The organism is Salinicola aestuarinus, assembly GCF_003206645.1.
Classification (GTDB): Bacteria; Pseudomonadota; Gammaproteobacteria; order Pseudomonadales; family Halomonadaceae; genus Salinicola; species Salinicola aestuarinus.
In genome coordinates, this window is sequence record NZ_PZJP01000001.1 from 171298 (window position 1) to 195267 (window position 23970).

At 65.9% G+C, this 23970-nt stretch carries 20 protein-coding genes; 7 read left to right on the plus strand and 13 right to left on the minus strand.

Annotated elements, in window-relative coordinates:
• Window positions 1-95 precede the first annotated feature (95 nt).
• The 5 genes from DOM41_RS00755 to DOM41_RS00775 form a co-directional block, all read right to left on the minus strand.
• Window positions 96-1736: an ABC transporter substrate-binding protein gene (locus tag DOM41_RS00755; protein ID WP_110684933.1), complete on the minus strand. Its 1641-nt coding sequence runs from the start codon at window positions 1734-1736 to the stop codon at window positions 96-98.
• A 171-nt stretch (window positions 1737-1907) separates the two neighbouring features.
• The gene (locus tag DOM41_RS00760; RefSeq protein WP_110684934.1) at window positions 1908-3182 is read right to left on the minus strand and encodes an NAD(P)/FAD-dependent oxidoreductase; all 1275 of its coding nucleotides are present in this window, start codon (window positions 3180-3182) and stop codon (window positions 1908-1910) included.
• Between the two features lie 32 nt (window positions 3183-3214).
• Entirely contained in the window at window positions 3215-3889 is a 675-nt protein-coding gene (locus DOM41_RS00765; RefSeq protein ID WP_110684935.1) for a haloacid dehalogenase type II, read from the minus strand.
• Between the two features lie 180 nt (window positions 3890-4069).
• Window positions 4070-5401 carry an NAD(P)/FAD-dependent oxidoreductase gene (locus DOM41_RS00770; protein WP_110684936.1) on the minus strand — a complete coding sequence of 444 codons (1332 nt, stop codon included), beginning with the start codon at window positions 5399-5401 and terminating at the stop codon, window positions 4070-4072.
• Between the two features lie 67 nt (window positions 5402-5468).
• Window positions 5469-6941 carry an aldehyde dehydrogenase family protein gene (locus DOM41_RS00775; protein ID WP_110684937.1) on the minus strand — a complete coding sequence of 491 codons (1473 nt, stop codon included), beginning with the start codon at window positions 6939-6941 and terminating at the stop codon, window positions 5469-5471.
• A gap of 265 nt (window positions 6942-7206) precedes the next feature.
• On the opposite strand from DOM41_RS00775, the gene DOM41_RS00780 reads away from it, so the two are divergent.
• Window positions 7207-8064 (plus strand): GNAT family N-acetyltransferase, encoded by an 858-nt coding sequence (locus tag DOM41_RS00780; protein ID WP_110684938.1) that lies wholly within the window; start codon window positions 7207-7209, stop codon window positions 8062-8064.
• A gap of 4 nt (window positions 8065-8068) precedes the next feature.
• Entirely contained in the window at window positions 8069-9388 is a 1320-nt protein-coding gene (locus tag DOM41_RS00785) for an amidohydrolase (protein ID WP_110684939.1), read from the plus strand.
• A gap of 40 nt (window positions 9389-9428) precedes the next feature.
• On the opposite strand, the gene DOM41_RS00790 is transcribed toward DOM41_RS00785, so the two are convergent.
• From DOM41_RS00790 to DOM41_RS00800, 3 genes are all read right to left on the minus strand, one after another.
• Window positions 9429-10529, minus strand: a complete 1101-nt coding sequence (locus DOM41_RS00790; protein ID WP_110684940.1) for an NADH:flavin oxidoreductase/NADH oxidase — start codon at window positions 10527-10529, stop codon at window positions 9429-9431.
• Window positions 10530-10779: 250 nt separating this feature from the next.
• Window positions 10780-11979: a zinc metallochaperone GTPase ZigA gene (gene zigA / locus DOM41_RS00795; protein ID WP_110684941.1), complete on the minus strand. Its 1200-nt coding sequence runs from the start codon at window positions 11977-11979 to the stop codon at window positions 10780-10782.
• Window positions 11980-12044: 65 nt separating this feature from the next.
• Window positions 12045-12476: a TraR/DksA family transcriptional regulator gene (locus DOM41_RS00800; RefSeq protein WP_110684942.1), complete on the minus strand. Its 432-nt coding sequence runs from the start codon at window positions 12474-12476 to the stop codon at window positions 12045-12047.
• A 254-nt stretch (window positions 12477-12730) separates the two neighbouring features.
• On the opposite strand from DOM41_RS00800, the gene phnD reads away from it, so the two are divergent.
• The 4 genes from phnD to phnE (DOM41_RS00820) are packed head-to-tail and all read left to right on the plus strand — an operon-like array spanning window position 12731 to window position 16216.
• Complete coding sequence (phnD, locus tag DOM41_RS00805; protein WP_110685205.1) at window positions 12731-13777, plus strand: phosphate/phosphite/phosphonate ABC transporter substrate-binding protein; 1047 nt, start codon at window positions 12731-12733, stop codon at window positions 13775-13777.
• A 23-nt stretch (window positions 13778-13800) separates the two neighbouring features.
• The gene (gene phnC / locus DOM41_RS00810; protein WP_110684943.1) at window positions 13801-14592 is read left to right on the plus strand and encodes a phosphonate ABC transporter ATP-binding protein; all 792 of its coding nucleotides are present in this window, start codon (window positions 13801-13803) and stop codon (window positions 14590-14592) included.
• Window positions 14589-15407: a phosphonate ABC transporter, permease protein PhnE gene (gene phnE, locus DOM41_RS00815; RefSeq protein ID WP_110684944.1), complete on the plus strand. Its 819-nt coding sequence runs from the start codon at window positions 14589-14591 to the stop codon at window positions 15405-15407. The genes phnC and phnE (DOM41_RS00815) overlap by 4 nt, the downstream gene beginning before the upstream one ends.
• A complete protein-coding gene (phnE, locus tag DOM41_RS00820; protein WP_110684945.1) occupies window positions 15404-16216 on the plus strand; it encodes a phosphonate ABC transporter, permease protein PhnE in 813 nt (270 codons plus the stop codon). Before phnE (DOM41_RS00815) ends, phnE (DOM41_RS00820) begins: the two co-directional genes overlap by 4 nt.
• Window positions 16217-16421: 205 nt before the next feature.
• Here the strand turns inward: phnE (DOM41_RS00820) and DOM41_RS00825 are convergent, their stop codons facing one another.
• Both DOM41_RS00825 and DOM41_RS00830 read right to left on the minus strand, forming a co-directional pair.
• A complete protein-coding gene (locus tag DOM41_RS00825; RefSeq protein WP_110684946.1) occupies window positions 16422-17453 on the minus strand; it encodes a CNNM domain-containing protein in 1032 nt (343 codons plus the stop codon).
• A gap of 225 nt (window positions 17454-17678) precedes the next feature.
• Complete coding sequence (locus DOM41_RS00830) at window positions 17679-18167, minus strand: pyridoxamine 5'-phosphate oxidase family protein (protein ID WP_110684947.1); 489 nt, start codon at window positions 18165-18167, stop codon at window positions 17679-17681.
• A gap of 197 nt (window positions 18168-18364) precedes the next feature.
• On the opposite strand from DOM41_RS00830, the gene stpA reads away from it, so the two are divergent.
• Complete coding sequence (gene stpA, locus DOM41_RS00835) at window positions 18365-19642, plus strand: glucosylglycerol 3-phosphatase (RefSeq protein WP_110684948.1); 1278 nt, start codon at window positions 18365-18367, stop codon at window positions 19640-19642.
• A 36-nt stretch (window positions 19643-19678) separates the two neighbouring features.
• On the opposite strand, the gene DOM41_RS17700 is transcribed toward stpA, so the two are convergent.
• From DOM41_RS17700 to DOM41_RS00845, 3 genes are all read right to left on the minus strand, one after another.
• Entirely contained in the window at window positions 19679-20362 is a 684-nt protein-coding gene (locus tag DOM41_RS17700; protein WP_245391687.1) for a methyl-accepting chemotaxis protein, read from the minus strand.
• The gene (locus DOM41_RS00840) at window positions 20346-21713 is read right to left on the minus strand and encodes a methyl-accepting chemotaxis protein (RefSeq protein WP_245391688.1); all 1368 of its coding nucleotides are present in this window, start codon (window positions 21711-21713) and stop codon (window positions 20346-20348) included. Before DOM41_RS00840 ends, DOM41_RS17700 begins: the two co-directional genes overlap by 17 nt.
• A gap of 221 nt (window positions 21714-21934) precedes the next feature.
• Window positions 21935-23968 (minus strand): methyl-accepting chemotaxis protein, encoded by a 2034-nt coding sequence (locus DOM41_RS00845; RefSeq protein ID WP_110684949.1) that lies wholly within the window; start codon window positions 23966-23968, stop codon window positions 21935-21937.
• Window positions 23969-23970: the final 2 nt, after the last annotated feature.

Sequence of the window (23970 nt, forward strand, 5' to 3'; positions counted from 1 at the left end):
TCCAGCTTGGCGCCGGCAGCGCGGCGTGAAGCACGCATCGGTCGCGCGCTTCATCCCCCGCCGGCACGAGACATCAGTGACAGGACCAGCGTGTCTTACGCGTTCCACCAGACATGTTCGGCAAACATGTAACCCATGAAGCTGCCCAGCGGCACCGTCCGATCCATGCCGCCGATGCGCGAATCAAAGCCTTCGAGATCGCTCAGAAAGACCGGAATACCGATCCCGCTGTGGTCATGGATCAGGGTCTGCATGTCGGCATACATCTGCTGGCGCTTGCTGGGATCGGGCTCGCTGCGCGAGGCGACCAGCAGCTGATCGAACTGCGCATTGCTCCAGCCGGACTCGTTCCAGGGCGCACCGGAGGCGAAGAACTGGGACAGCAGAATGTTGGCGGTAGGGCGCGGGTTGATGTTGCCGAAGCCCAGCGGATGCTTCATCCAGTGGTTGGACCAGTAACCGTCCGCGGGCACCCGATTGAGGTTCAGATTGAGCCCGGCCTGCGACGCCGACTGCTGCAGCAGCTGGCCCATCTCTTCGGAGTAGTTGGCCGCCGGCGAGACGACCAGCGAAGTACGGGCGCCGGCCACGCCCGCCTTTTTCAGCAGGGACGCGGCACGCTCGGGGTCGTACTCTCGCTGCGGCAACCCGTCGAAGTAGTAGGGCGAGGAGGGAGCGATCGGCTGATCGTTGGCGATCTCGCCGTAACCGCGAAGCGCGACGCGCTTGATCTGTTCACGATCGAAGAGATATTTCATCGCCTCGACGAATTCAGGCCGGCTACCCGGCTGCTGATCGACACGCATGATCAGATCGGTGTAGTTACCCGAGTTGGTCGCCTTGATCTGGCTTCCTTCCATTTGACCGATGCGGTCCGCGTTACGCCCCGAGAGGTTGTTGATCATCTGGACGTCGCCGGAGAGCAGCGCATTGACCCGCGCCGACTCGTCGCTGATCCCTACCGTTTCGATCGCGTCGAGATAGGGACGCCCCTCGCGCCAGTAATTCTCGTTGCGAACCGCCACCGAGCGCACGCCGGGGGCAAACTCCTGGCAGGTGAAGGGGCCGGTGCCGATACCCTGGGAGAAATCGGTGGTGCCGTCGGGCACGATGACCAGATGCGACACGGCGAGCAGTGCCGGCAGCTCGATATTGGGGGAAACGAGATTGAACTCGACGCGCTGCTGGTCCACTCGCCGCACGCTCTCGATCTGCTCGACCATCGAGAGGACCTTGGAGCCGACCACCGGCTCCTTGTGGCGCATGATCGAGTAGACCACGTCCTCTGGCGTCAGCGACTTGCCATTGTGGAAGGTGACCCCCTGGCGGAGCGTGAAGACCCAGTGCCCGCCGTTGTCGGTGGTCTCAAACGTCTCCGCGAGGCAGGGCTGGGGATGCAGCTGTTCGTCGAACTGGGTCAGGCCGTTATAGAAGGTGAAGGCCCGCACGTAGTCGATCGCCGTGGCGCCCTTGGCCGGGTCCAGCGTTTCGGCGGCCGAGGAGGAGTGCGCGGCGACGCGGATCCGCCCCCCGCGTTTGGGCGTGCCCTGCCCGGCCGCGTCGGCCGCGAAGGCGCGGCCGACGCCGGGCAGGCTGCCGGCACCCGCCATCAGCACGCCTGCAGCGCCCAGCATCTTCAGCGCGTCGCGACGCGAGAGACCGCGCTGCATGGCACGATAAACCTCGAGACTCTGCTCTGGAGAGACGAGTCGATCATCGTTCTTGTCGTGTTTCATGAGCCTTCTCCTTCTGCCTGAAATTGTTATTGCATTCGGAAACAGCGCTGCATCGTCGGTGGGCTCTTCCACCGTCCTGATTGTTCGGTCTCTCTGTCGACTTCGCCGCTGCGGCGCGGGTCATGCGGGCCGCCAGCCACGCGTTGTCGCGTTCGACGTCGACGTGACAGCTCAGCGAAGTCGGTCCTGCAGTCGGTACCAGCCGCCGACCAGCGGCAGGAACCAGGGTTTACCGAAGTGGCCGGGAATCGCGGGCCACTCCTCGCTTTGCCAGGGCGTGTCTCGGCGGTGCCCCAGCATCATCTCCGCCATCATGCGGCCCATGTGGACCGACATCTGTACGCCGTGACCGCTGAATCCCATCACGTAGTACATGCCGTCGTGGCGCCCCGCGTGCGGTAGTCGGTCGCGACTCATGTCGACCAGACCGCCCCAGCAGTAATCCAGCTGCGTGGCACTCAGCTGAGGAAAGGTCTCGCGAAGGCCGCGGCGCAGAATCTCGCCGCTCTTGGCATCGGATTGGCTGCCCGACATGGCAAAACGGGCGCGACCGCCGAACAGCAGACGATTGTCGGGTGTCAGCCGGAAATAGTGGCCGACGATACGACTGGTCACGCAGGCCCGTTGGTTGGGAATCATCTGCTGGCACTGCTCGCTGGCGAGCGGTTCGGTGACGACGATGAAGCTGCCCACCGGTGCCAGACGGCGACGGAACCAGTTCAGCGGTCCGACCTGCGATGCCCCCGTCGCCAGCAGTACGTTATCGGCGTGGAACTCACTGCCGGGCGTGGTCAACCGGTATCGCTCGCCCTCGCGTTCGACGCCGGTCATGGGCGTGTGTTCGAACAGGTGAGCGCCATGCCTCACCGCGGCATCGGCCAGACCGGCACCGAAGCGTCCGACGTGCATCTGACCGCCGTTTTTCTGCCACAGCGCACCGTGGAAGAGGGGCGAATCCACTTCCCGGCGCGCCTCTGCCTGCGACAGCATGGCAACGTCGGGATCGACGTCTCGCCGAATCGCTTCATAGGTGCGCGCCAGCTTGTCGTAATGCTCCGGCTTCGCGGCGAGCTTGAGCTTGCCCCGGCGCAGGTAGTCGCAGGCGATCTCTTCTTCCTCGATCAGCTGTTCGACCGAGGCGACGGCATCGCTGTAGCTGCGGTAGTGGCGCGCCGCCCGCTCGCGACCCAACTGGTCGACCATGGCGGCATAGTCCTGCGCCACCCCGGTATTGCACTGCCCGCCGTTGCGCCCCGAGGCCTCGCCGACCACGCGCCCCGCCTCCAGCAGCGCCACGCGGGCGCCCTCCCTGGCCAGGGTGCGAGCCGCCGCGAGACCGGTAAAACCACCGCCGATGATCGCCACGTCGTAGTGACCCTCGGGGGGGTGGTCGCGCCCCCCGCTGAAGGCTGGCGCCGTATCCAGCCAGTAGGACTCGAGTTTCATGGGCGTCCTCCCTTCAGGGGTTGCTGGATCGATTAGAGACCGACCAGTGCAGGCAGACCGCGGATGTCGGCGATCTCGGTCGCGCCGTAGCCCTGACAGAAGCCTTCATGATGGCGGGCGACGAAGGCCTTGTTCTCGATCCCCATGACATGCGCCGACATCAAGTCGTAGCGAAAGCTCGACGACACGTGGAGCAGTTCGTCCGGCCGGCAATCCAGGGTGTCGATCATCGCTTCGAAAGCGGCCAGACGCGGCTTGTAGATCTTGAAGGTGTCCGCGGTGAAGACCTGATGGAACGGCACCTCGAGCTTGCGGACGTTATCCATGATCTGGCTGTCGTCGGCGTTGGAGTAGATCACCAGCGGAATCTTGTCGGCGATCTTGGCAAGCCCCTCGATCACGTCCGGGTGCGGCCCCCAGGTCGGGACTGCCTCGTAATAACGCATCCCCTCGTTGTCGCGATACTCGACGCCCCAGCGCTGGCAGGTCCGCTCCAGCGCGGCACACAGGACTTCCGAGTAGGGCTTCCAGGGCCCCAGCACTTCATCGAAGCGGTAGGCGCCGAAGGATTGGATGAAGGCCTCCATGCGCGCGGCATCGGGAATACGATCGGCAAAGAGTTCGCGGGTCAGGCTGCCCATCTGAAAGTTGGTCAGCGTGCCGTAGCAGTCGAAGGTGATGTACTTCGGGCGCATGATGTCGCTCATGGTGTCTCGTCCTGTGTTGTCGTGCCGGGATCGGCGAGGCTTGTTGTGGACGTCGACCCCGCTGGGGCCATGGATTCATTACATCACTCACTCACCAACCCAGGACGCTGAAACCCTGCCGCTCACTGGTACAAACCACCCTTTTTCGAGGCGCGAACAGCACAGCCTGCGGCAGTCGCCCTACATCATTTCGGGCTGGCGAATCCGGCTTCCCTTGGCGAAGCGCTCGAGATGGTAGGGTGCCGGGTCCACCACCGGCGTCGCCCCGGTGACCAGATCCGCTGCCAGCTGCCCCGCCGCGGGGCCGATGCCGAAGCCATGCCCGCTGAACCCGGAGGCGATGGTGAAACCGGGGATGGCGTCCACCGGCGAGATCACCGGCACCATGTCCGGCGTAGTGTCGATCATGCCGCCCCAGGCGCGGGCGATATGCACTCCCTTGAGCGCGGGGTACTCCGCCTGCAGTCCCGCCAGCGCCGCTCGCGCCTGCGCCATATCGGGGGCGGGGTCGAGAATGCGCTGCCGCTCGAACGGGGAGACCTGGTCAAACTCCCAGCGCCCGGCGGCCTCGGGGCCGCGGAAGAAGGAGCGCCCGGCGCGGATCTGCAGCTTCTTGGCCAGCTTGCTGCGATAGGCGGCATAGAACTTGGTCGCGTAGCGCAGTCCCTGCGGGCTGATCTCGACGCGACCGAAGCCGGGCATCGCCAGCGTGTAGCTACCGTCCAGACGCCGCCGCAGCGCGACCTTGGGGGTGGTGAGACAGCCCGGCGTCACCTCGGGACCGGCGGTGGTCTGCAGCGTCGTGCCCATGATGTTGGCCGCGGGTAGCTCGACCCCGTGACGCCGGCAGAAGCGCGAGCTCCAGGCACCGCCGGCGCAGATCACGCTCGCGGTACGGATCAGCCCGCGCTCGGTCCACACGCCGCTGATGCGCCCGGCCGTCATGTCCAGCCCTCGCACGGCGCAGTTCTGGTGGATATAGGCCCCACGCTCCCGCGCGCCGGCCGCGATCGCCGGACAGGCCATCGACGGTTCGGCATGGCCGTCGGTGGGAGACCAGACGCCGCCGATCCAGCGCGACGTCGTACCGGGCGCCTTGTCGTGCGCCTGTTCGGCGGTGAGCAGCTGACTGTTAAACCCGTGCGCGCGGGCCTTCTCGCCCCAGGCTTCCCATTTGGCCAGGCTGGCAGGATTGTCGGTGGTATAGACGATACCGCTGCGCCGGAACCCCACGTCGCGCCCGATCTCTCCGGACAGCGCCTCCCAGCGGTCGAGACTGTGCATCGCCAGAGGCAACTCGAACATGTCGCGGTTCTGCTGACGCACCCAGCCCCAGTTGCGGCTGGACTGCTCGCCGCCGATCAGCCCCTTTTCCAGCAGCGCCACCGAGACACCGCGGCACGCCAGCTCATAGGCCGTCGTCGTGCCGACGATGCCGCCACCGATGACCACTACATCGACCTGCTCGGGAAAGTTGGCGCTGTCATCGACTGCATCCACATTGACGAACATTCGCTTGCTCTCTTGAAGGTAATTGTCATGGGTCGCGGCAGCCGAGCCACCGCGACGTGGCCCGGCGCTATCCGTCGATGCCGATCAGCACGCTTTTGTGATGCAGGTTGGCCTCGAAGGCCGCCCGCCCGAGATCGCGACCGATGCCGGAGCGCTTGTAGCCGCCTGTCGGCAGAATGTAGTCATTGCTGCGCCCGTAGCGATTGACCCAGACGGTACCGGCGCTGAGCCGCCGCGTCGCCCGCAGCGCGCGGCTGATATCCGCGGTATGCACACCGGCCGCCAGGCCGTAGACCTCGTGTTCCGCCAGCGCCAGGGCCTCCTCCTCGGTGTCGAACGTCTGCACGCTGAGCACCGGGCCAAAGATCTCCTCTTCCACGGCGGGATTCCGAGCACTCTGGACCTGCAGAATGGTGGGTCGATAGAAGCCGCCCGCGGCGGTGTCGAAACGCCCGCCGCCTGCCACCACGTCGGCGCCCGCCTCGCGGGCACGAGTGACGACCGACTCGATGCGCTGCATCTGCCCCTCGGAGACGATCGGCGAAAACCGCGTCCCGCTCTGCCAGGTCAGCCCCGGCGTCAGCGCGTCGAAGCGTGTCTGCAGACGTTCGAGCATCGGTTCGAGCAGCGAGCGCTCGATGAGCAGCCGAGAGCCCGCCACGCAGACCTGACCGGCATTCCCGGTGATCGCCGCGGCGAGCGTGTCCGCGGTCCGCTCGATATCGGGAATGTCCGCGAACACCAGCTGCGGACTCTTGCCACCCAGTTCCAGGGTCACCGGCTTGGGCCCGGTCTCTGCGCAGGCGCCCATGATGTGGCGCCCGGTGGCGGTGGAGCCGGTAAAGGTGATCTTGGCCACATCGGGATGGCGGCACAGCGTATCGCCGGTGGTGGCGCCGTTACCCTGGATCACGTTGAACACCCCGGGCGGCATCCCGGCATCGATCGCCAGTGCCGCCAGCCGCACCGCGGTGAAGGGCGTCAGCTCCGACGGTTTCAATACCACGGTATTGCCCGCCGCCAGTGCCGGGGCCACTTTCCAGCAGGTCATGCTGAGCGGGAAGTTCCAGGGGGCGATCGCGCCGACCACACCGAGCGGCTCGGCAATCTGCATGCCCAGGCTAGCGTGGCCGGTCGCCGCCACCTCACCCCCATGCTTGTCGGCGAACTCGGCGAAAAAGCGGATGCCTTCGGCGGTGTAGGGGACGTCCCAGGCCCGCGCCTGATCGATGGGCCGGGTCGATCCCAGCGCTTCCAGCGCCGCCAGATAGTCGATGTCCGCGTCGATCAGATCGGCCCATCGGCGCATGACGCGGGCCCGCTCGCGGGGCGGTTGGCTTGCCCAGCCGCTCGTCTGAAAGGCCCGTCGGGCGCTGGCCACGGCCTCATCGACACGTTCGGCGTCCGCCATTGGCAGCTCTGCATAGGGCGCCGCGTCCGACGGGCGGGAGACACCGAGTGCCCCCGGCCCGCGCACGAGCGCCGCGTGAATGTAGTGTCCGTTGGGAATCTCAATGCGGTCGGGATCGAAGCTCGCCATGATCGGCCTTAGCGTTGGGAGAAGGGACGCCCCCAGCGCGGCAAGGGCCAAGCACCAGGGGGGACGGATGACTCCATCCTAGGGCGAAAGCCCCAGCACAGGGTGCCGACTCGCCCGCCGCTGAACGCAGGTGATGCGTCAAAAGAGCGGCACACCGGGGGAATCTGCCGAATCCTTGTCATCCAGCGATCCGGCATGGAATTGCGCGGACAACGCTCAGTAGAGTGACTCGCCTAACTGCCGTCGACGACAGGAGAACGCCGAGATGAACCGCCTTTCGACCGTGGAGACCGCCCTCTCCTCCCGTGATGCCACGCTGGGCTACCGACGTTTCGAGACGGCGGATCTCGACGACGCCCTGACGCTGTCGCAGCGTCTGGGCTGGCCGCATCGCCGTGAGGACTGGGCGCAGATGCTGGAGGTAGGCAGTGGACTGGCGCTGCGCAGCGAGACCGGCGCGCTGGTCGGCACCGGCTTCTGTATCGACCAGGGGGCCATGGCGACCCTCGGACTGATCGTGGTCGACGACGCCTGGCAGGGGCGCGGCCTGGGGCGCGAAATGATGGAGCGACTGATGCAACTGGCCGGCGAACGCCCCGTGTCACTGGTCGCGACCACGGCCGGCGCCCCGCTCTACCGCAAGATGGGGTTCGAAACCTGTGGTCTGGTCTGCCAGTACCAGGGGGTCATCGAACCGACGGCGGGGCCGACATCGCCGGCGCTGCGGCGATTCGGCCCAGAGGATCGCGAAGCGCTGCTCTCGCTCGCCCCCGATAACGCGGTCCATGGACTCGCGGTGAACTCGGCGCTTGAGGGCGTCCTGCTGGATAACAGCGGGGAGATCGAAGGCGTCGCACTCTGGCGCGCCTTCGGTCGCGGATACCATATTGGCCCGGTCCTCGCCGACTCCGCATCAACGACCCGCGCGCTGATCGAAGCGCTGCTCGCCGCCCATCCCGGCGACTTCGTGCGTCTGGATCTGGTCGACCCGCCCGCTGACGATACCTGGCTGCAGGCTGCCGGGTTGCGCTGTGTCGATCGCGTCGAGCAGATGCATCGCGGCACACTGCCCGTGACCGACGGCCCGCGACGCGCGGGCCTGATGACGCAGGCGATGGGGTGAGCGCATGCCGGATTCGCTGACCCACCTGATCGACGACCTGCTGCCCGCCGTGATCGACTGGCGGCGGGATTTTCACCGCCACCCGGAGCAGGGCTGGACCGAGTTTCGCACCGCCAGCCTCGTCGCCGAGCGGCTCGAGTCACTCGGCTTCACGGTCCATCACGGTGACGCAGTGGTCGACCGCGACGCGCGGCTGGGCGTCCCCGACGGCGCAACGCTTGATGCCGCGCTGGCCCGCGCCAGAGAACAGGGGGCGATCGAGCGCTGGCTCCCGGCCATGGCCGGTGGGCTGACCGGCGTGACCGGCATCCTGGATACCGGCAGGCCCGGGCCGACGACCGCCTTTCGGTTCGACCTTGATGCCCTGCCGATCACGGAGAGCGGCGATGCCACGCACAGTCCCGCCGAGCTGGGCTTTCGATCGCGCAACGAAGGCTCGATGCACGCCTGCGCCCACGACGGCCATACCGCGCTCGGCCTGGGCCTGGCAACGCTGTTGCAGCGCCTCGAAGCCACGCTGACGGGACGCCTCAAGCTGATCTTCCAGCCCGCGGAAGAGGGAGTCCGCGGCGCCGGGGCGATGGTCGCCGCCGGCGTGGTCGATGACGTCGACCACCTGGTTGCCACCCACCTCGGCCTCGGGCAGCCACCGGCGACGCTCGTCTGCGGTGCCGACGGATTTCTCGCGACCACCAAGCTCGACGCCACGTTCCGGGGACGCGCCGCGCATGCCGGCGGCCAGCCGGAAAAAGGCCGCAACGCCTTGCTGGCCGCCGCGCAGGCGGTTCAGGGGCTTCACGCCATCGCCCCCCACGCGGACGGCCCCTCGCGGCTCAACGTCGGTCGACTCGAGGGCGGCAGCGGGCGCAACGTGGTTCCCGACTCGGCCATCATGCAGCTGGAGACCCGCGGCGCGACCACCGCCATCAACGACTACGTCGAAGCGCGTGCCCGAGAGGTTCTGGAAGGCGCGGCCCGCATGCAGGGGGTCGAGGTCGCCGTCGAGCGCGTCGGCGCGGCGGTCGAGTGTCCCTCGAGCCCGAACTTGATCCACCGGATCGCCCACACCGTGGAGCGCCGCCTCCCGTCGATGCAGCTGATCTGTCCGGACAAGACGCCCGTCGGTTCCGAAGACGCCACGCTGCTGATGCGCCGAGTGATCGAGCGCGGCGGCGAAGCCGCCTATCTCATCGTGGGCACCCGGTTGGCGGCCGGCCACCATCACCCCGCGTTCGATTTCGACGAGGCCACACTACCGAGCGCCCTGGAGATCCTCGCCAGCGCCGCACAGGCGCTCAACGGGCAGGCCGCCGCCGACAGCTGAGGCGAGCGACCGGCCCCGTCGCTCGCGCGAAACACTCGACCTAGCCGAACAGCCCTTTCAGCTGGTGCGGCTGGCTGCGCAGATACTGCTTGGGGGCATGCACCGTCGCGCCCAACGTGGCGGCGGCGTGCCATGGCCAGCGCGGGTTGTAGAGCATGCCGCGAGCCAGCGCGACGGCGTCTGCCTCACCGCTGAAGACGATGCCCTCGGCCTGTTGCGGCTCGGTGATCAGACCGACGGCGATGACGGCCATCTCGACCTCCTGCTTCATGCGCCGGGCGAAGGGCACCTGATAGCTGGGGCCCACGTTGAGCGTCTGGCGCGGGTCGAGACCGCCGCCGGAGCAGTCGATGAAGCTGCAGCCGCGGGCATCGAGCGCCTTGGCCAGTGCCACGCTCTGCTCGAGATCCCAGCCGCCCTCGACCCAGTCGCTGCCGGAGATGCGGATACCCACCGGCTTCTCCGCCGGGAAGACCTCGCGCACGTCGTCGAAGATCTCGAGGATCAGCCGCATGCGATTTTCGAGGCTGCCGCCGTAGGCGTCCTCACGCTGATTGGAGAGCGGCGAGAGGAACTCGTGGAGCAGATAGCCGTGGGCGGCGTGGAGTTCGATCAGGTCCAGCCCCAGACGCTCGGCGCGCTGGGCCGACTCGACGAAGCTCGCCCTGAGCGCCTTGATGTCGTCGAGAGACATTTCACGCGGGGCGCGCTGGCCTGCCTGATAGGCGACGGCGGAGGGCGCAACGGTCTCCCAGCCGCCCTCGTCGAGTCCGAGCTGCTCGCCCCCCTCCCACGGCGCGCGGCAGGAGGCCTTGCGCCCGGCGTGACCGAGCTGAACACCAATGGGCATCGGCGAGTGTTCGCGTACGGCCGCGAGGGTCTGCGCCATGGCGTGCTCGTTGGCGTCCGAATAGAGACCGACGTCGCCGGGGGTAATGCGTCCTTCGGGCGCCACACTCGCCGCTTCGATCACCAGCAGACCGGCACCGGAAAGCGCCAGATGGCCGAGATGCATCTGATGCCAGTGGGTCATGTTGCCCTCGCCATCGGCGGAGTACTGACACATCGGCGAGATGACGATGCGATTGGGAAGCTCAAGCTTGCCAAGCGTCAGTGGCGTGAACAGTTTCGGGGATGACATGAAGACTCTCCTGAGACCAGAGTGGGATGCCGGGGAATGTAGTCGGCTAATAATTGTTTAGCAACATCACTCCCTCTCGCTGATCGCCTCTCACGCGCTTTCCCTGTCTGCCTCCCTCTTCCTGCTTCCCCGTCGCCCATAAAAAACCCCGGCCAAGGGCCGGGGAAGCTTCTGGTGGAGACCAGTCCACAGAACCGATGCCGTCGCGCCTTCTGTCTCCTGGCGGTCCCGAGCGGCGTGTCAGACGGGCCTAGGCCGCTTCCTCCCAGGCGGGAAAAGGGTCCGGCAGGGTCATCCAGTAGTCCCTGCCGAGTGCGGTCTCTTCTTCACTGAGCAGGCAGGAGTCGAGTCGAGCGCGGATATCGGCGACGTCGAGCCCTTGGCCGATAAAGACGAGTTCCTGGCGCATATCGCCAAAGGGTTCCTGCCATTTTTCGAGAATCGCCTCGCGATAGTCGGGATCTTCTGGCCAGCTCGTCTCCGGTACCGCACGCCAGAAAAGGCCGGCAAAACCGTGGTGGGCGATGCCGCCGGCCTGGCTCCATTGACCGGCGAACTGGGGCCGGCTGGCGAGCCAGAAGAAGCCTTTCGATCGCAGCAGTTTGCCGCCGCCCCAGTCGCCGTGCAGCAGCGCGAAGAAACGCTCGGGATGAAAAGGGCGACGCGCTTCAAAGCTGAAGCTCGAGATGCCGTACTCCTCGGTCTCCGGTACGTGCTCGCCGCGCATCTCCTTGAGCCAGCCGGGGGCGCGCTGAGCGCGTTCGAAATCGAAGCGTTGGGTATCGAGCACGCGCTCGAGAGCAATTTCACCGTGCCGAATGGGGAGGATTTCGGCCTCGGGATTGAGCGTGGCGAGTACCGCTTTCAGTTCGGCGAGCCGCTCGGGCGCGACGAGATCGGTCTTGGAAATCAGCAGTACGTCGCAGAATTCGATCTGATCGACCAGCAGATCGGCGACGTTGCGCTCGTCGTCCTCGCCGAGACTTTCACCCGCCTCGGCGATCGATTGCGCGTCATAGTACTGGGTCAGAAAATTGACGCCGTCGACGACGGTCACCAGCGTGTCGAGACGAGCCACATCGGAGAGGCTGCGTCCCTGCTCGTCGGTGAAGGTGAAGGTCTCCGCGACGGGCAGCGGCTCGGAGATACCGGTGGACTCGATCACCAGATAGTCGAAGCGACCTTCGTCGGCGAGGCGCGCCACTTCCACCAGCAGGTCTTCCCGCAGGGTGCAGCAAATGCAGCCGTTGCTCATTTCGACAAGCTTCTCGTCGGCGCGATTGAACCCCACTTCGCGCTCGACGAGCTCGGCGTCGATGTTGAGCTCGCTCATGTCGTTGACGATCACCGCGATACGCCGGCCATCACGGTTGTTGAGCAGATGATTGAGTACCGTCGTTTTACCGGCGCCGAGAAAGCCGGAAAGAACGGTCACGGGTAGCGGGGTCATGCGAATCTCCTGAGTGCGACGTTGAGCGACTCGCCGGCGAGCGGCCGCTATCTTCAAGCGACGCTTCACGCCGAACGCCGCTTGGCGTAATGGTGCTCGCGCTGTTCTTGGCGCTCCTTGGCTTCGAGACAGAGCGTGGCAGTGGGACGTAGCAGCAGCCGGGGAAGACCGATCGGCGCGCCGGTCTCCTCGCAGTAGCCGTAGTCGCCGTCGTCGAGCTTTCTCAGCGTGGTGACGATCTTGCGTAAAAGGCGCGTCTCACGCTCGGCCTGGCGCAGCGCTAGGCCGAGCGCCTCCTCATTGGCGGCGAGATCGGCATCGTCGCCGTCACCTCGGCTCTCGACGATGGTGGCGCGCGTCTGCTCGAGCGTCGTTTCCAGCCCCCACCGCTCGGCTTCGAGCCGCGCGCGAAAGAACGTCATCTGCGCATCATTCATGTAGTCGCTCGCGGGCATCGCCAGCAGTTCGGCATCGCTTTCGATGGTGGCAATCGGCATCACGGCTCCCCGTTCCAACTCGAACGATGTATACGTTATAACATAACAAATAAGAGTCAAACGTTTTTTCGATGCGCGAAAGCGAACCCGTGATGTGCAGTAGCGAAGGTCTAATGCGCTTCGTCTCCGATTTCTCGCAGTATGTGACAAAGCCGTGACACTCGCGGATGACGCTCGATCACGGCCGGTATGAAGCAAGACGAATGCGCTACAACAAAACGATTTCGAATCGCCCTGCCGCCGGAGTTCTCGCCATGCGCTGTCTCTCTCGCCTTTCTCCTCGCTTGCTCTCTCGCCAGACGCTGACCGACGCCCTGCATCAGCCCGCATCGCGGGCTATCGGCGCTCTGACCGCGCTGGCACTGGGTTGCGGTCTGGCCGCGCCGACGCTCGCCGCCGACGACTGCCCCAATCGCGGTCAGCTCGCGCCGATCTACTGCGACGCCGACGGCGATCTGGTCGCGGATGCCCCGAGCGATCCCTCGCAGTATCTCGATCCCGATCCGCTGGTCTTCGCCTACACGCCGGTCGAGGATCCGGCCATCTACGCCGATATCTGGGAACCGTTCATCGACCATCTGCGCGATGTGACCGGCAAGGACGTGCGCTTCTATGCGGTGCAGTCGAACGCCGCCGAGATCGAGGCGATGCGCAGCGGGCGCATTCAGGTCGCCGGCTTCTCGACGGGACCGACGCCGTTCGCGGTCAACCTCGCCGGTGCCGTGCCGTTCGCGATCATGGGCAGTGAAGAGGGGGAGTTCGGCTACACCCTGCAGGTCTACACGCGCAAGGACAGCGGGATCGACGCGCTCACCGATCTGGCAGGCAAGCGCGTTGCCCACACCTCGCCGACGTCCAACTCCGGCAACCTGGCGCCGCGGGCCCTATTCCCCGAGCAGGGAATCACGCCGGATGACGATTACGAGGTCGTCTACTCGGGCTCGCACGATCAGTCGATGCTGGGCGTGGTCGCGGGCGACTACGATGCAGCGCCGGTCGCTTCCGAGGTGGTCGATCGCATGGCCGAGCGGGGGCTGTTTGATCCCGACGAGGTGAAGATCGTGTTCGAGTCCAAGCGTTTCCCCACCACGTCGTATACCTACGCCTACAACCTCGACCCCGAGCTGATCGAGAAGATTCGCGAGGCGTTCTTCAGCTTCAACATGGCGGATACGGAGCTTGGCGAGGAGTTCGACGGGGTGAGCAAGTTCGTGCCGGTGACCTATCAGGAGGATTGGGATGTGATTCGCGAGATCCAGAAGGCCAACGGGGTCGTCTATTCCCAGGAAAACGTCGAGTAACGCGTCACGCCAGAGGGCAAGCCATGCTGCGCATTCAGAATCTGGTCAAGCGTTACGGCCACGGCGAACCGGTATTGCGCGGACTCGATCTCGACGTACCGGGTGAGTCCGTGGTCTCGATCATCGGCGCTTCCGGGGCGGGCAAGAGCACGCTGCTGCGCTGCATCAATCGCCTGGTCGAGCCCAGCGAAGGCAGCATCGAGCTCAACGGGCTGGAGCTGACGTCGCTCAAGCGCGAGCCACTGCGCAAGGCGCGCCGGCGCATCGGCATGATTTTCCAGGGATTCAACCTCGTCGACCGACTGACGGTCATGGAGAACGTGCAGTGCGGCCGGCTGGGTTACATCCCCTACTGGCGCGCGGCGTTGCGCAAGTATCCCGCCGAGGATATCGAGCGCGCCTATCACCTGATGGAGCGGGTGGGGATCGCCCACTATGCCAACCAACGTGCCGATGCCCTCTCCGGCGGGGAGCGTCAGCGGGTGGGCGTGGTCCGCGCGCTGATGCAGCAACCGGAGATCCTGCTCGCCGACGAACCCACCGCATCGCTGGACCCGGTCAGCTCACGCCAGATCATGGAGCTTCTGCAGACCCTCTCCCAGGAGCTGTCGCTGCCCGTGCTCATCAATATCCATAACGTCGCCGAGGCGCGGGAGTACACCCAGCGCATCGTCGGCATGCGCTTCGGCAAGCTGATCTTCGACGGCGAGCCGGCGGATCTGGATCAGCAGGCGATGGACGCCGTCTACAGCGGCACTTCGGAGACCACGCAGGCGGCGTCCGACTCCGCCCCGATGCCGATGGTGACGCCATGACCGACGCCGACGCCAGCCGCGTACCCGACTCCCGGCGTCACTGGCAGAAGCCACCGTTCATCGCCAATCCCTGGCTGCGATGGGGGGTGGTGCTCGGGCTGTTGCTTTATGCCGTCTGGGCGATCTCCACCCTGCCCTTCGATCTCGATCGGATCAGCCAGGGCATGACACGCGCCTCGCGGATCTTCTCCGGCGCCTTTCCACCGAATTTCGCTCGCTACGAGCTGTTGATCGACGGTTTTCTGGAGAGCCTGCAGATCGCGATCCTGGCGACGCTGCTGGGCCTGATACTCAGCGTGCCGATCGCGTTCATGGCGGCGCGCAACATTGCAGCGACGCCGATCTACCTGCTGGGTCGCGGCATCATCATCGTGTCGCGCAGCTTCCACCCGGTCATCGTGGCGATCCTGTTCGTCAAGGCGGTGGGCTTCGGCCCGGTGGCGGGCATTCTCACACTGACACTCTATTCGATCGGCTTCGTTGCCAAGATGCTCGCCGAGCGCATCGAGGAGATCGACCGCGGCCAGGTCGAGGCGCTGCGTGCCAGCGGCAGTCGCTATATCGGCGTGCTTCAGTTCGCGGTGCTACCGCAGATCATGCCGCGCCAGATCGGTCTCGGCATCTATCAGCTCGACAGCAACCTTCGCGCCTCCGCCGTGGTCGGCATCGTCGGCGCCGGAGGCATCGGCTCGACGCTGATGAACGCTTTCGGCCGCTACGACTATGACTTCGCGCTGGCGATCACGCTGGTGATCATCGGCGTGATTCTCGTCAGCGAAGCGATCAGCGGCCGGATCAGGAGAAGCATCGGATGACCTCACCCACCTCTACAAGCGTCGCCGAACGCACCTGGGCCCGCTATACCCCGCAGCAACGCTGGAAGCGCTTCGCCACGCTGCTGGTCGTGACTGCCGCCGTGGTGTGGGCGGTGGAGAGCATCGACATCATCTGGCCCTGGGTATGGGACGCGCCGGCCCAGGTGGGCGATCTGTTTGGCCGCATGGTGCCGCCGGACGTGAGCAACCTTCGGGCCATCCTCTGGGCGCTGGTGGAGACGCTCAACATCGCGACGATCGCCACCTTCGTGGCGGTCTTCGTGTCGCTGCCGATCGCCTATATCGCTGCCCAGAACACCACACCCAACCGTTTCACCCTATGGCTGGGGCGGTTCATCCTGGTCTCGAGCCGTTCGGTGAACACGCTGATCTGGGCGCTGCTGTTCGTGGCGATCTTCGGCCCGGGGGTGCTGGCCGGCATCATCGCGATCATGTTTCGCTCGATCGGTTTCCTGGGCAAGCTGCTGGGCGAAGCGATCGAGGAGATCGACCGCCGCCCGGTCGAGGCACTGGAAGCGACCGGGGCCTCGCGGGCCAAGGTCGTGCTCTATGCCATCGTGCCGCAGGTGATCCCCACGTTCTTTGCCGTGGGCATTCTGCGCTGGGACATCAATCTGCGAGAGTCGACCGTACTCGGTCTGGTCGGTGCCGGGGGCATCGGTGTGATTCTGCAGGGCGCGATCGATACGCTGAACTGGCCGACCGTGGCGACGATCCTGCTGGCGATCGTCGTGCTGGTGGTGCTGGGCGAGGCACTGGCGGCGTGGCTGCGGCGCAAGGTGATCTGAGCCGCGCCGTTATCGGCGACGGCGGGCGAGCGCCCGCTGTCAGGCCGCCGCCAGTCCGGCCGTACCAACCCTGGCGGCACCCACGCTGACGACACCCACTCTCACCCTACACACGCTGACGACACCCACTTTGGCGGCACCCGCGCGGGATAGTCGCTCCCGCGCTGGTCGTTGCTGAAAGGCACGCGCCGTTGCCCAAACGGCGCTAGCCGTTCGCGGACGAGCCGGGTCGAATACGCTTCAGCCAGCGCTGTTTGGCATAACGGCGCAGATTACTCACGTTGTCCGTCTCGTCGACGATGTCCTGCCCGAGAATCGTCTCCAGCACGTCTTCCATGGTGATCACCCCGACCCAGCTCCCGTGGTCGTCGTAGACCACGCGCATGTGGTTGTGATCCTTGAGCATCGCGGTGAAGACGTGCTCGACGCTGTCGGTCTCCTGCACGTCGGAGACCGGATGCATCAGGACCTTTAGGGTCTGCTCGTTCTCGGCGTGATAGGTCTCGGACTTGTGGACATAGCCTATCGCGAGTTCGGCGCCATCCATGACCGGAAAGCGAGTGAACTGCGTGCGACCGTAGTGTTCGTCAAACTCGGAGACCGTCATGTCGGGGGGGACGGTCTCGCACACGGTCCGCGGCGTCATCACCTGTTTCACCGGGATCTCGTGGAGATTGAGAATATTGGTGATGGTGCGAGTCTCATCCGCCTCCAGCGCCTTCTTCTCCAACCCGATCCGTGCCAATGCCTTGATCTCGCCGCGCATGTCGACGTCGTTTTCGTCGGACTTGGCAATACGGTTGGTGATCATCTCGGAGAGCCAGATGAACGGCAGCAGCACCCAGACCATGAATCGCAGCACCCTGGGCAGCATCGGCGCCAGCGTTCGCCAGTAGGTCGCGCCGATCGTCTTGGGAATGATCTCCGAAAACACCAGGATCGCGAATGTCATCAGCGCCGAGGCAATGGCCACGTGAGCATCGCCGAAAACGACCGCCACCTGCGCACCGACACCGGTCGCCCCCACGGTGTGGGCGATGGTATTGAGAGTGAGAATCGCGGCAAGGGGCCGGTCGATATTGCTCTTGAGATCGTTGAGCGCGTCGTGAAGCTTGGGCCGGGTGTCCTGGACCTGAGCGATATAGCTCGGCGTCAGCGACAGGAGCGCAGCCTCGAGCACCGAACAGAAGAACGAGAAGCCAATGGAGAGAACGACGAAGGCCGTTAGGAGGAGCATGAGGGGTCGCTGTGTCGCTAATGAGCACTATTTATCGCGACTCGCGATGCGTCTGTCAATCGCCCCCTACGAAGGGGTATGAAACGGGCAACGCTGCCCGCAGACAACGGCGCTTCAGCGCCAAGCGGCTCGCTCCAGAAGAGCGAGCCGCAGGGAAGGTGCCGGGAAGTGGCGAGGGTCGCTCATTCTCGTGGAGGTGGCGACTCGCCACGCAGCGGCCCGGCGTTACTGGCCGAACTTCTCGTTCTCGCCCATGTCCGGCTTGTGATCCTTCTTGACGTTCGACTTGGCGATCTCGTAGAGCTGGAACGCCTTGCTCTCCTTCGACTGCCAGTGCTCGCCGAAATCGATGTCGATCTCCATGATGGCGATGTCGGGATCCTCGCGGCCACCATCGAACCAGGCGGCCACGAACGGGTTCCAGTACTTGTCGATCAGCTCGCTGTCGCTACGCAGGCGGGCCTTGCCGGACATCGACACGTAGGTACCATCCTTCTGCTCCGAGAAGGTAATGCAGACGTCGCGGTCCTCTTCGGCTTCGAACGACTTCTCGGCGCTGCGCTTGGTGTAGAACCAGAGCGTGCCGTCATAGGCATCCTGAACCAGATGCATCGGCCGCGCCCGCGGTACGCCGTCATCCAGCGTGACCAACATGCCGACCTTGATCTCCTCGATCAGGCCCCAAATCTTCTGCTTGTGTTCCGGACTGGACATTCGTGCCTCCTCCTGTGGCTGTCTCGCGGCTTCCTGACGCGAGCCGCCGACGGCTCGCGCGCCGACCCCTTGAGACTAGTCGCGCCACTGCGCACGAGCAAACCCCCGGCTGATCGGTGGGCGTCGACTCTCCGCTGCCGTCCACAAGGTCCCGCCCCGCGCTCGCACCCGTCGTCGGGGTCGCTATACTTTCACGCATGACGACATCGACCGCTTGTTCTCAACGCAAACCACGCACGCCCTACTCCCTCGATCACGCCGCACTGCTCGATGCGCTGACCGACATCGACGATCTGCTGATCATTCAGGACCTCGACGGCGTCTGCATGGGCTTGGTGAGTGACCCGCTGACGCGCACGCTCGAGCCACGTTATCTGGAAGCCGCCGCCACTCTGGACGGTCACTTCTTCGTGCTGACCAACGGCGAACATATCGGCCGGCGCGGCGTGAACGGCATCGTCGAGGCGACGCTCGCCCCGACACACGCTGCGGGGCGCTACCTGCCGGGACTCGCGGCCGGGGGCGTGCAGTGGCAGGGGCGCAGTGGCGACGTCTCGCATCCCGGGGTCACGGATCGCGAACTGGCTTTTCTCGACGACTTCGTCGGCCAGGCCGAGCGCTTCCTCGACGCGCGTCTGAGTCAGATGCCGGACGCGCTGCCCCCCGACACTCGCCGCAAGCTGATCGAAAGCGCCGTGCTCGACAACCTCGCCTCGCCGACGCTCAATCTCAATGTCTTCCGCCGCCACTGGCAGGACGCACCCGAGCGCTACGGTGCGCTGCAGCGAGATGTCGCCGACTTTCTTCAGGCAACGCTCGAGGCCGCCACCGAAACCGGACTCGACGGGTCATTCTTCGTTCACTACGCGCCCAACGCCGGCCGCGATGACACCGGGCGGGAGCGGCTAGTCGAAGGTGACGGGGAGCAGGCGGGCACGACGGACTTCCAGCTGATGCTGCGCGGCGCCGTCAAAGAGGCAGGTGTCCTGGTGATCCTCAACCGCTATTACTACCGCCACACCGGTCACTATCCGCTGGGCGAGGGGTTCAATGTGCGGGAAGCGCCGACCGACGTCGAGGCGCTGGTGGCCCTCGCCCGCGACCACTTCGACCCGTCGCGCATGCCGACGATCGTCGGCGTGGGCGATACGGTGACCTCTTCGATGAGCGGCGGCGCCTACCGGCGTGGCGGCAGTGACCGCGGGTTTCTGACGCTGGTTCAGCGTCTCGGAGAGACCTTCGACGTCGACAACCGGGTGCTCTATGTCGACAGCAGCGGCGGCGAAGTGCAGCGCCCGGGAGTCGATGTCGCACGCCTTCGTCACTCAGAACCGACCCGGGATATCTGGCCGGGCCTCGCCGGCATCACTGATCCCGACGACGCCCTGACCTTCGACGTGCTCTTTACCCAAGGGCACGCCGAGTACGTCGACTTTTTCTGCGAGCTGGCCCGGCGTCGCCACGCCCGGCACTGATCGAGCGGCCGGCCACTCTCTGGCCGACCGAGCCCGCTAGAACGTGGCCGGGGCTTTCTGCCGCGCGTGTCCCGCCGAGGGACCGATCGTCGGGCGGCGCAGTGGCACCGACGGCTCGTCTCCTTCCACCGGCGCGGTACCGGCCAGCTTGAACGCCCCCACGGTCTGCGCCAGTCGCAGCGCTTCCTGCTCCAGCGAGGCGGCAGCCGCGGCCGTCTGCTGCACCATGGCCGCGTTCTGCTGAGTGACGCTGTCGATCTCGACCACCGCCTGATTGACCTGGCCGATACCCTGACTCTGTTCCGTCGTCGCCGCGGTGATTTCGCCGAGCACGTCGGTCACGCGAGTGATGCTGGCAACGATCTCGTCCATCGCCGCTCCCGCCTGCCGCGCCCGCTCGGCGCCGAGACGGGTTCGACCGGAAGAGTTCTCGACCAGCGACTGGATCTGCTGCGACGCCTCTGCGCTGCGTCCGGCCAGCTTGCGCACCTCGTCCGCCACCACGGCAAAGCCACGCCCGTGCTCGCCGGCTCGTGCCGCCTCCACCGAGGCGTTGAGCGCCAGCAGGTTGGTCTGGAACGCAATGCCGTTCATCGTGGTCACGATCTCGGCGATCTGGCGTGACGAGGCGTCGATGTCATCCATCGTCTCGACCACGCCAGCGACGACCTCGCCGCCGCGGCGCGCGGCCTCGGTGGCGGAATCAGACAGCTGATCCACCTGACGTGCGGACTGGGCGGTGNNNCGACTCGCTGCTGGCTCGTACCCGCAACATGACACCGTGCATCTTCTCGGCGAAGGCGTTGAACTGGGTCGCGAGTTCCGCGCACTCGTTGCGTCCCCGCACCGGTAGGCGTTGGGTAAGGTCACCGTCGCCGGAGGCGATCTCACGCATCCGGTCGGCGAGTTGCGCCAGCGGCCGGGAAACGCTGCTGCCGAGCAGCCAGGCCAGTACCAGGCCGACCAGAATAGCCCCCGCGCCGACGGCAAGCATCGCCAGGGTGTTGGTCTCGCGCTGGTCGGCGAGCTCGGCGCGCATGTCGAACAGCCCGGCCATGACCACGTCTTCCGGAAGCTCGATGGTCAGCACCCAGGGGGTTCCCTCGGTATCGCCGACGGTGAACGGCCAGAGCATCTGGATGCTGCCGTCGACGCGCTCGAGAAGGGGCTCTCCGCTCTGCGCCCGGCTAAGGCGCTCGCTGGCGTCGGCGTCGAGCCGGCTTGGCGCGGCCTCGCCGATCGCTTCGGGATTGCCGGTATCGGCCGTCACGACCCCACCCGGGGCCACCAGCGTCCAGGCACCGGCACCGTCATACAGCGACTGGCTGGCATCGCTCAGCAGCGACTGCACGAAGTCCACCGAGAGATCGACGCCGGCCACACCGCGGAACTCGCCATCGACCAGAACCGGTACGTTGAACGAGGTGACCATCAGCGTCTCGCCGTTGTAGTCGAAGGGGTGCGGGTCGACAAGACAGGTCGTCAGCGTCTCCCGCGGGCAGAGATAGTACTCGCCCTTGCGGATACCGCCGGGGATGAGCGTTTCGCTCTCCATGGAGCTGCCCAGTCCCAACACGGCGATGTCACCAGTCGCCGTGCGATACCACCACGGCATGAAGCGGCCATCCTCGCCGAACCCTTCGTCCTCGCGACCGGTGTAGTAACGGTCGCTGCCGAAGGCATCGGGCTCCCAGCCGATGAAGGCGTCAAGCAGATCGGGGTTGTCGATGACCGTCTGGCGCACGATGTTGGAGAGCTCGCTACGTCCGAGCATCAGCCGCTGCTGCCCGTCGTCGTCCACCTCGCCCATCAGCGCGTTGGTGTTGGCCAGCCCGCGCGCCAGTGCCAGAGCACTGGCGAGCCGGGTCTCGATGTTCGTCGCTTCGCGATCCGCCACCGCGTTCAGACGTTCTCGAATGCTGGTTTCGATCAGCGACTGGGTTCGTGCATCGACCAGCGCCTGGGAGCGCGCGTCCGCGAAAAAGGCATAACTCACCAGCGCCACCACCACCAGCGCGATCGAGCCGCCGACGAGCAGTGCCACCAACGTTCGAATGGACTTGAAGTGCATGCGATTTCTCCGCAAGGACACGGCCGATGGCAAGATGTCGTCGGCGAATGACGCAAATATCGCCCGAAAGGCGGAAAACTGTAGGCAGTCGCCGGCGGCGGATGCCACCGGCGAAGGGTGTCTGGAGAAGAGTGTCTGGCTAGGAATAGCCGCCCACCGTGACCGGGGACGGCCAGGGCCCCTTGCAATGCGCACTACGGCGCTTTCTCGGGGCCAGGGTGCTAGAACGTGGCCGGGGCTTTCTGACGCGCGTGTCCCTTAGAGGGACCGATCGTCGGGCGGCGCAGTGGCGCCGACGGCTCGTCCGCTTCCACCGGCGCGGTACCGGCCAGCTTGAACGCCCCCACGGTCTGCGCCAGTCGCAGCGCTTCCTGCTCCAGCGAGGCCGCAGCTGCAGCCGTATGCTGCACCATGGCCGCGTTCTGCTGGGTGACGCTGTCGATCTCGACCACCGCCTGATTGACCTGACCGATGCCCTGACTCTGCTCCGTCGTCGCCGCGGTGATCTCGCCGAGCACGTCGGTCACGCGAGTGATGCTGGCAACGATCTCGTCCATCGCCGCTCCCGCCTGCCGCGCCCGCTCGGCGCCGAGACGGGTTCGGCCGGAAGAGTTCTCGACCAGCGACTGGATCTGCTGCGACGCCTCGGCGCTGCGTCCGGCCAGCTTGCGCACCTCGTCCGCCACCACGGCAAAGCCTCGCCCGTGCTCGCCGGCTCGTGCCGCCTCCACCGAGGCGTTGAGCGCCAGCAGGTTGGTCTGGAACGCAATGCCGTTCATCGTGGTCACAATCTCGGCGATCTGGCGCGACGAGGCGTCGATGTCATCCATCGTCTCGACCACGCCGGCGACGACCTCGCCGCCGCGACGCGCGGCCTCGGTGGCGGACTCAGACAGCTGATCCACCTGACGCGCGGACTGGGCGGTGNNCGACTCGCTGCTGGTGCGGACTCGCAGCATGACGCCGTGCATCTTCTCGGCGAAGGCGTTGAACTGGGTCGCGAGCTCCGCGCTCTCGTTGCGGCCCCGCACCGGTAGACGCTGGGTCAGGTCGCCGTCGCCGGAGGCGATCTCACGCATCCGGTCGGCGAGTTGAGCCAGCGGCCGGGAAACGCTGCTGCCGAGCAGCCAGGCCAGTACCAGGCCCACCAGAATAGCCCCCGCGCCGACGGCAAGCATCGCCACGGTGTTGGTCTCGCGCTGGTCGGCAAGCTCGGCGCGCATGTCGAACAGTCCGGCCATGACCACGTCTTCCGGAAGCTCGATGGTCAGCACCCAGGGGGTTCCCTCGGTATCGCCGACGGTGAACGGCCAGAGCATCTGGATGCTGCCGTCGACGCGCTCGAGAAGAGGCTCTCCGCTCTGCGCCCGGCTGAGGCGCTCGCTGGCGGCGGCGTCGAGCCGGCTCGGCGCGGCCTCGCCGATCGCTTCGGGATTGGCGGTATCGGCAGTCACGACCCCACCCGGGGCCACCAGCGTCCAGGCACCGCCACCGTCATACAGCGACTGGCTGGCATCGCTCAGCAGCGACTGCACGAAGTCCACCGAGAGATCGACGCCGGCCACGCCGCGGAACTCGCCATCGACCAGAATCGGCACGTTGAACGAGGTCACCATCAGCGTCTCGCCGTTATAGTCATATGGCGCCGGGTCGATGATACAGACGCTCAGCGTCTCCCGCGGGCAGAGGTAGTACTCACCTTCGCGGATGCCGCTTTCCAGCGTGTTGCTACTCTCCATCGTCTCGCCCAGCGGCAGCACCGCGACTTCACCGTCGCCACTGCGGTACCACCACGGCATGAAACGCCCGCCCTCACCGAATCCCTCATCCTCGCGCCCGGTGTAGTAACGGTCACTGCCGAAGGCATCGGGCTCCCAGCCGATGAAGGCGTCGAGCAGGTCGGGGTTGTCGATGACCGTCTGGCGGACAATGTTGGAGAGCTCGCTACGCCCGAGCATCAACCGCTGCTGCCCGTCGTCGTCCACCTCGCCCATCAGCGCGTTGGTGTTGGCCAGCCCGCGCGCCAGTGCCAAAGCACTGTCGAGCCGGGTCTCGATGTTCGTCGCTTCGCGATCCGCCACCGCGTTCAGACGTTCTCGAATGCTGGTTTCGATCAGTGATTGGGTTCGCGTATCGACCAGCGCCTGGGAGCGCGCATCCGCGAAAAAGGCGTAACCCACCAGCGCCACTACCACCAGCGCGATCGAGCCGCCGACGAGCAGTGCCACTGAGGTTCGAATGGACTTGAAATGCATAC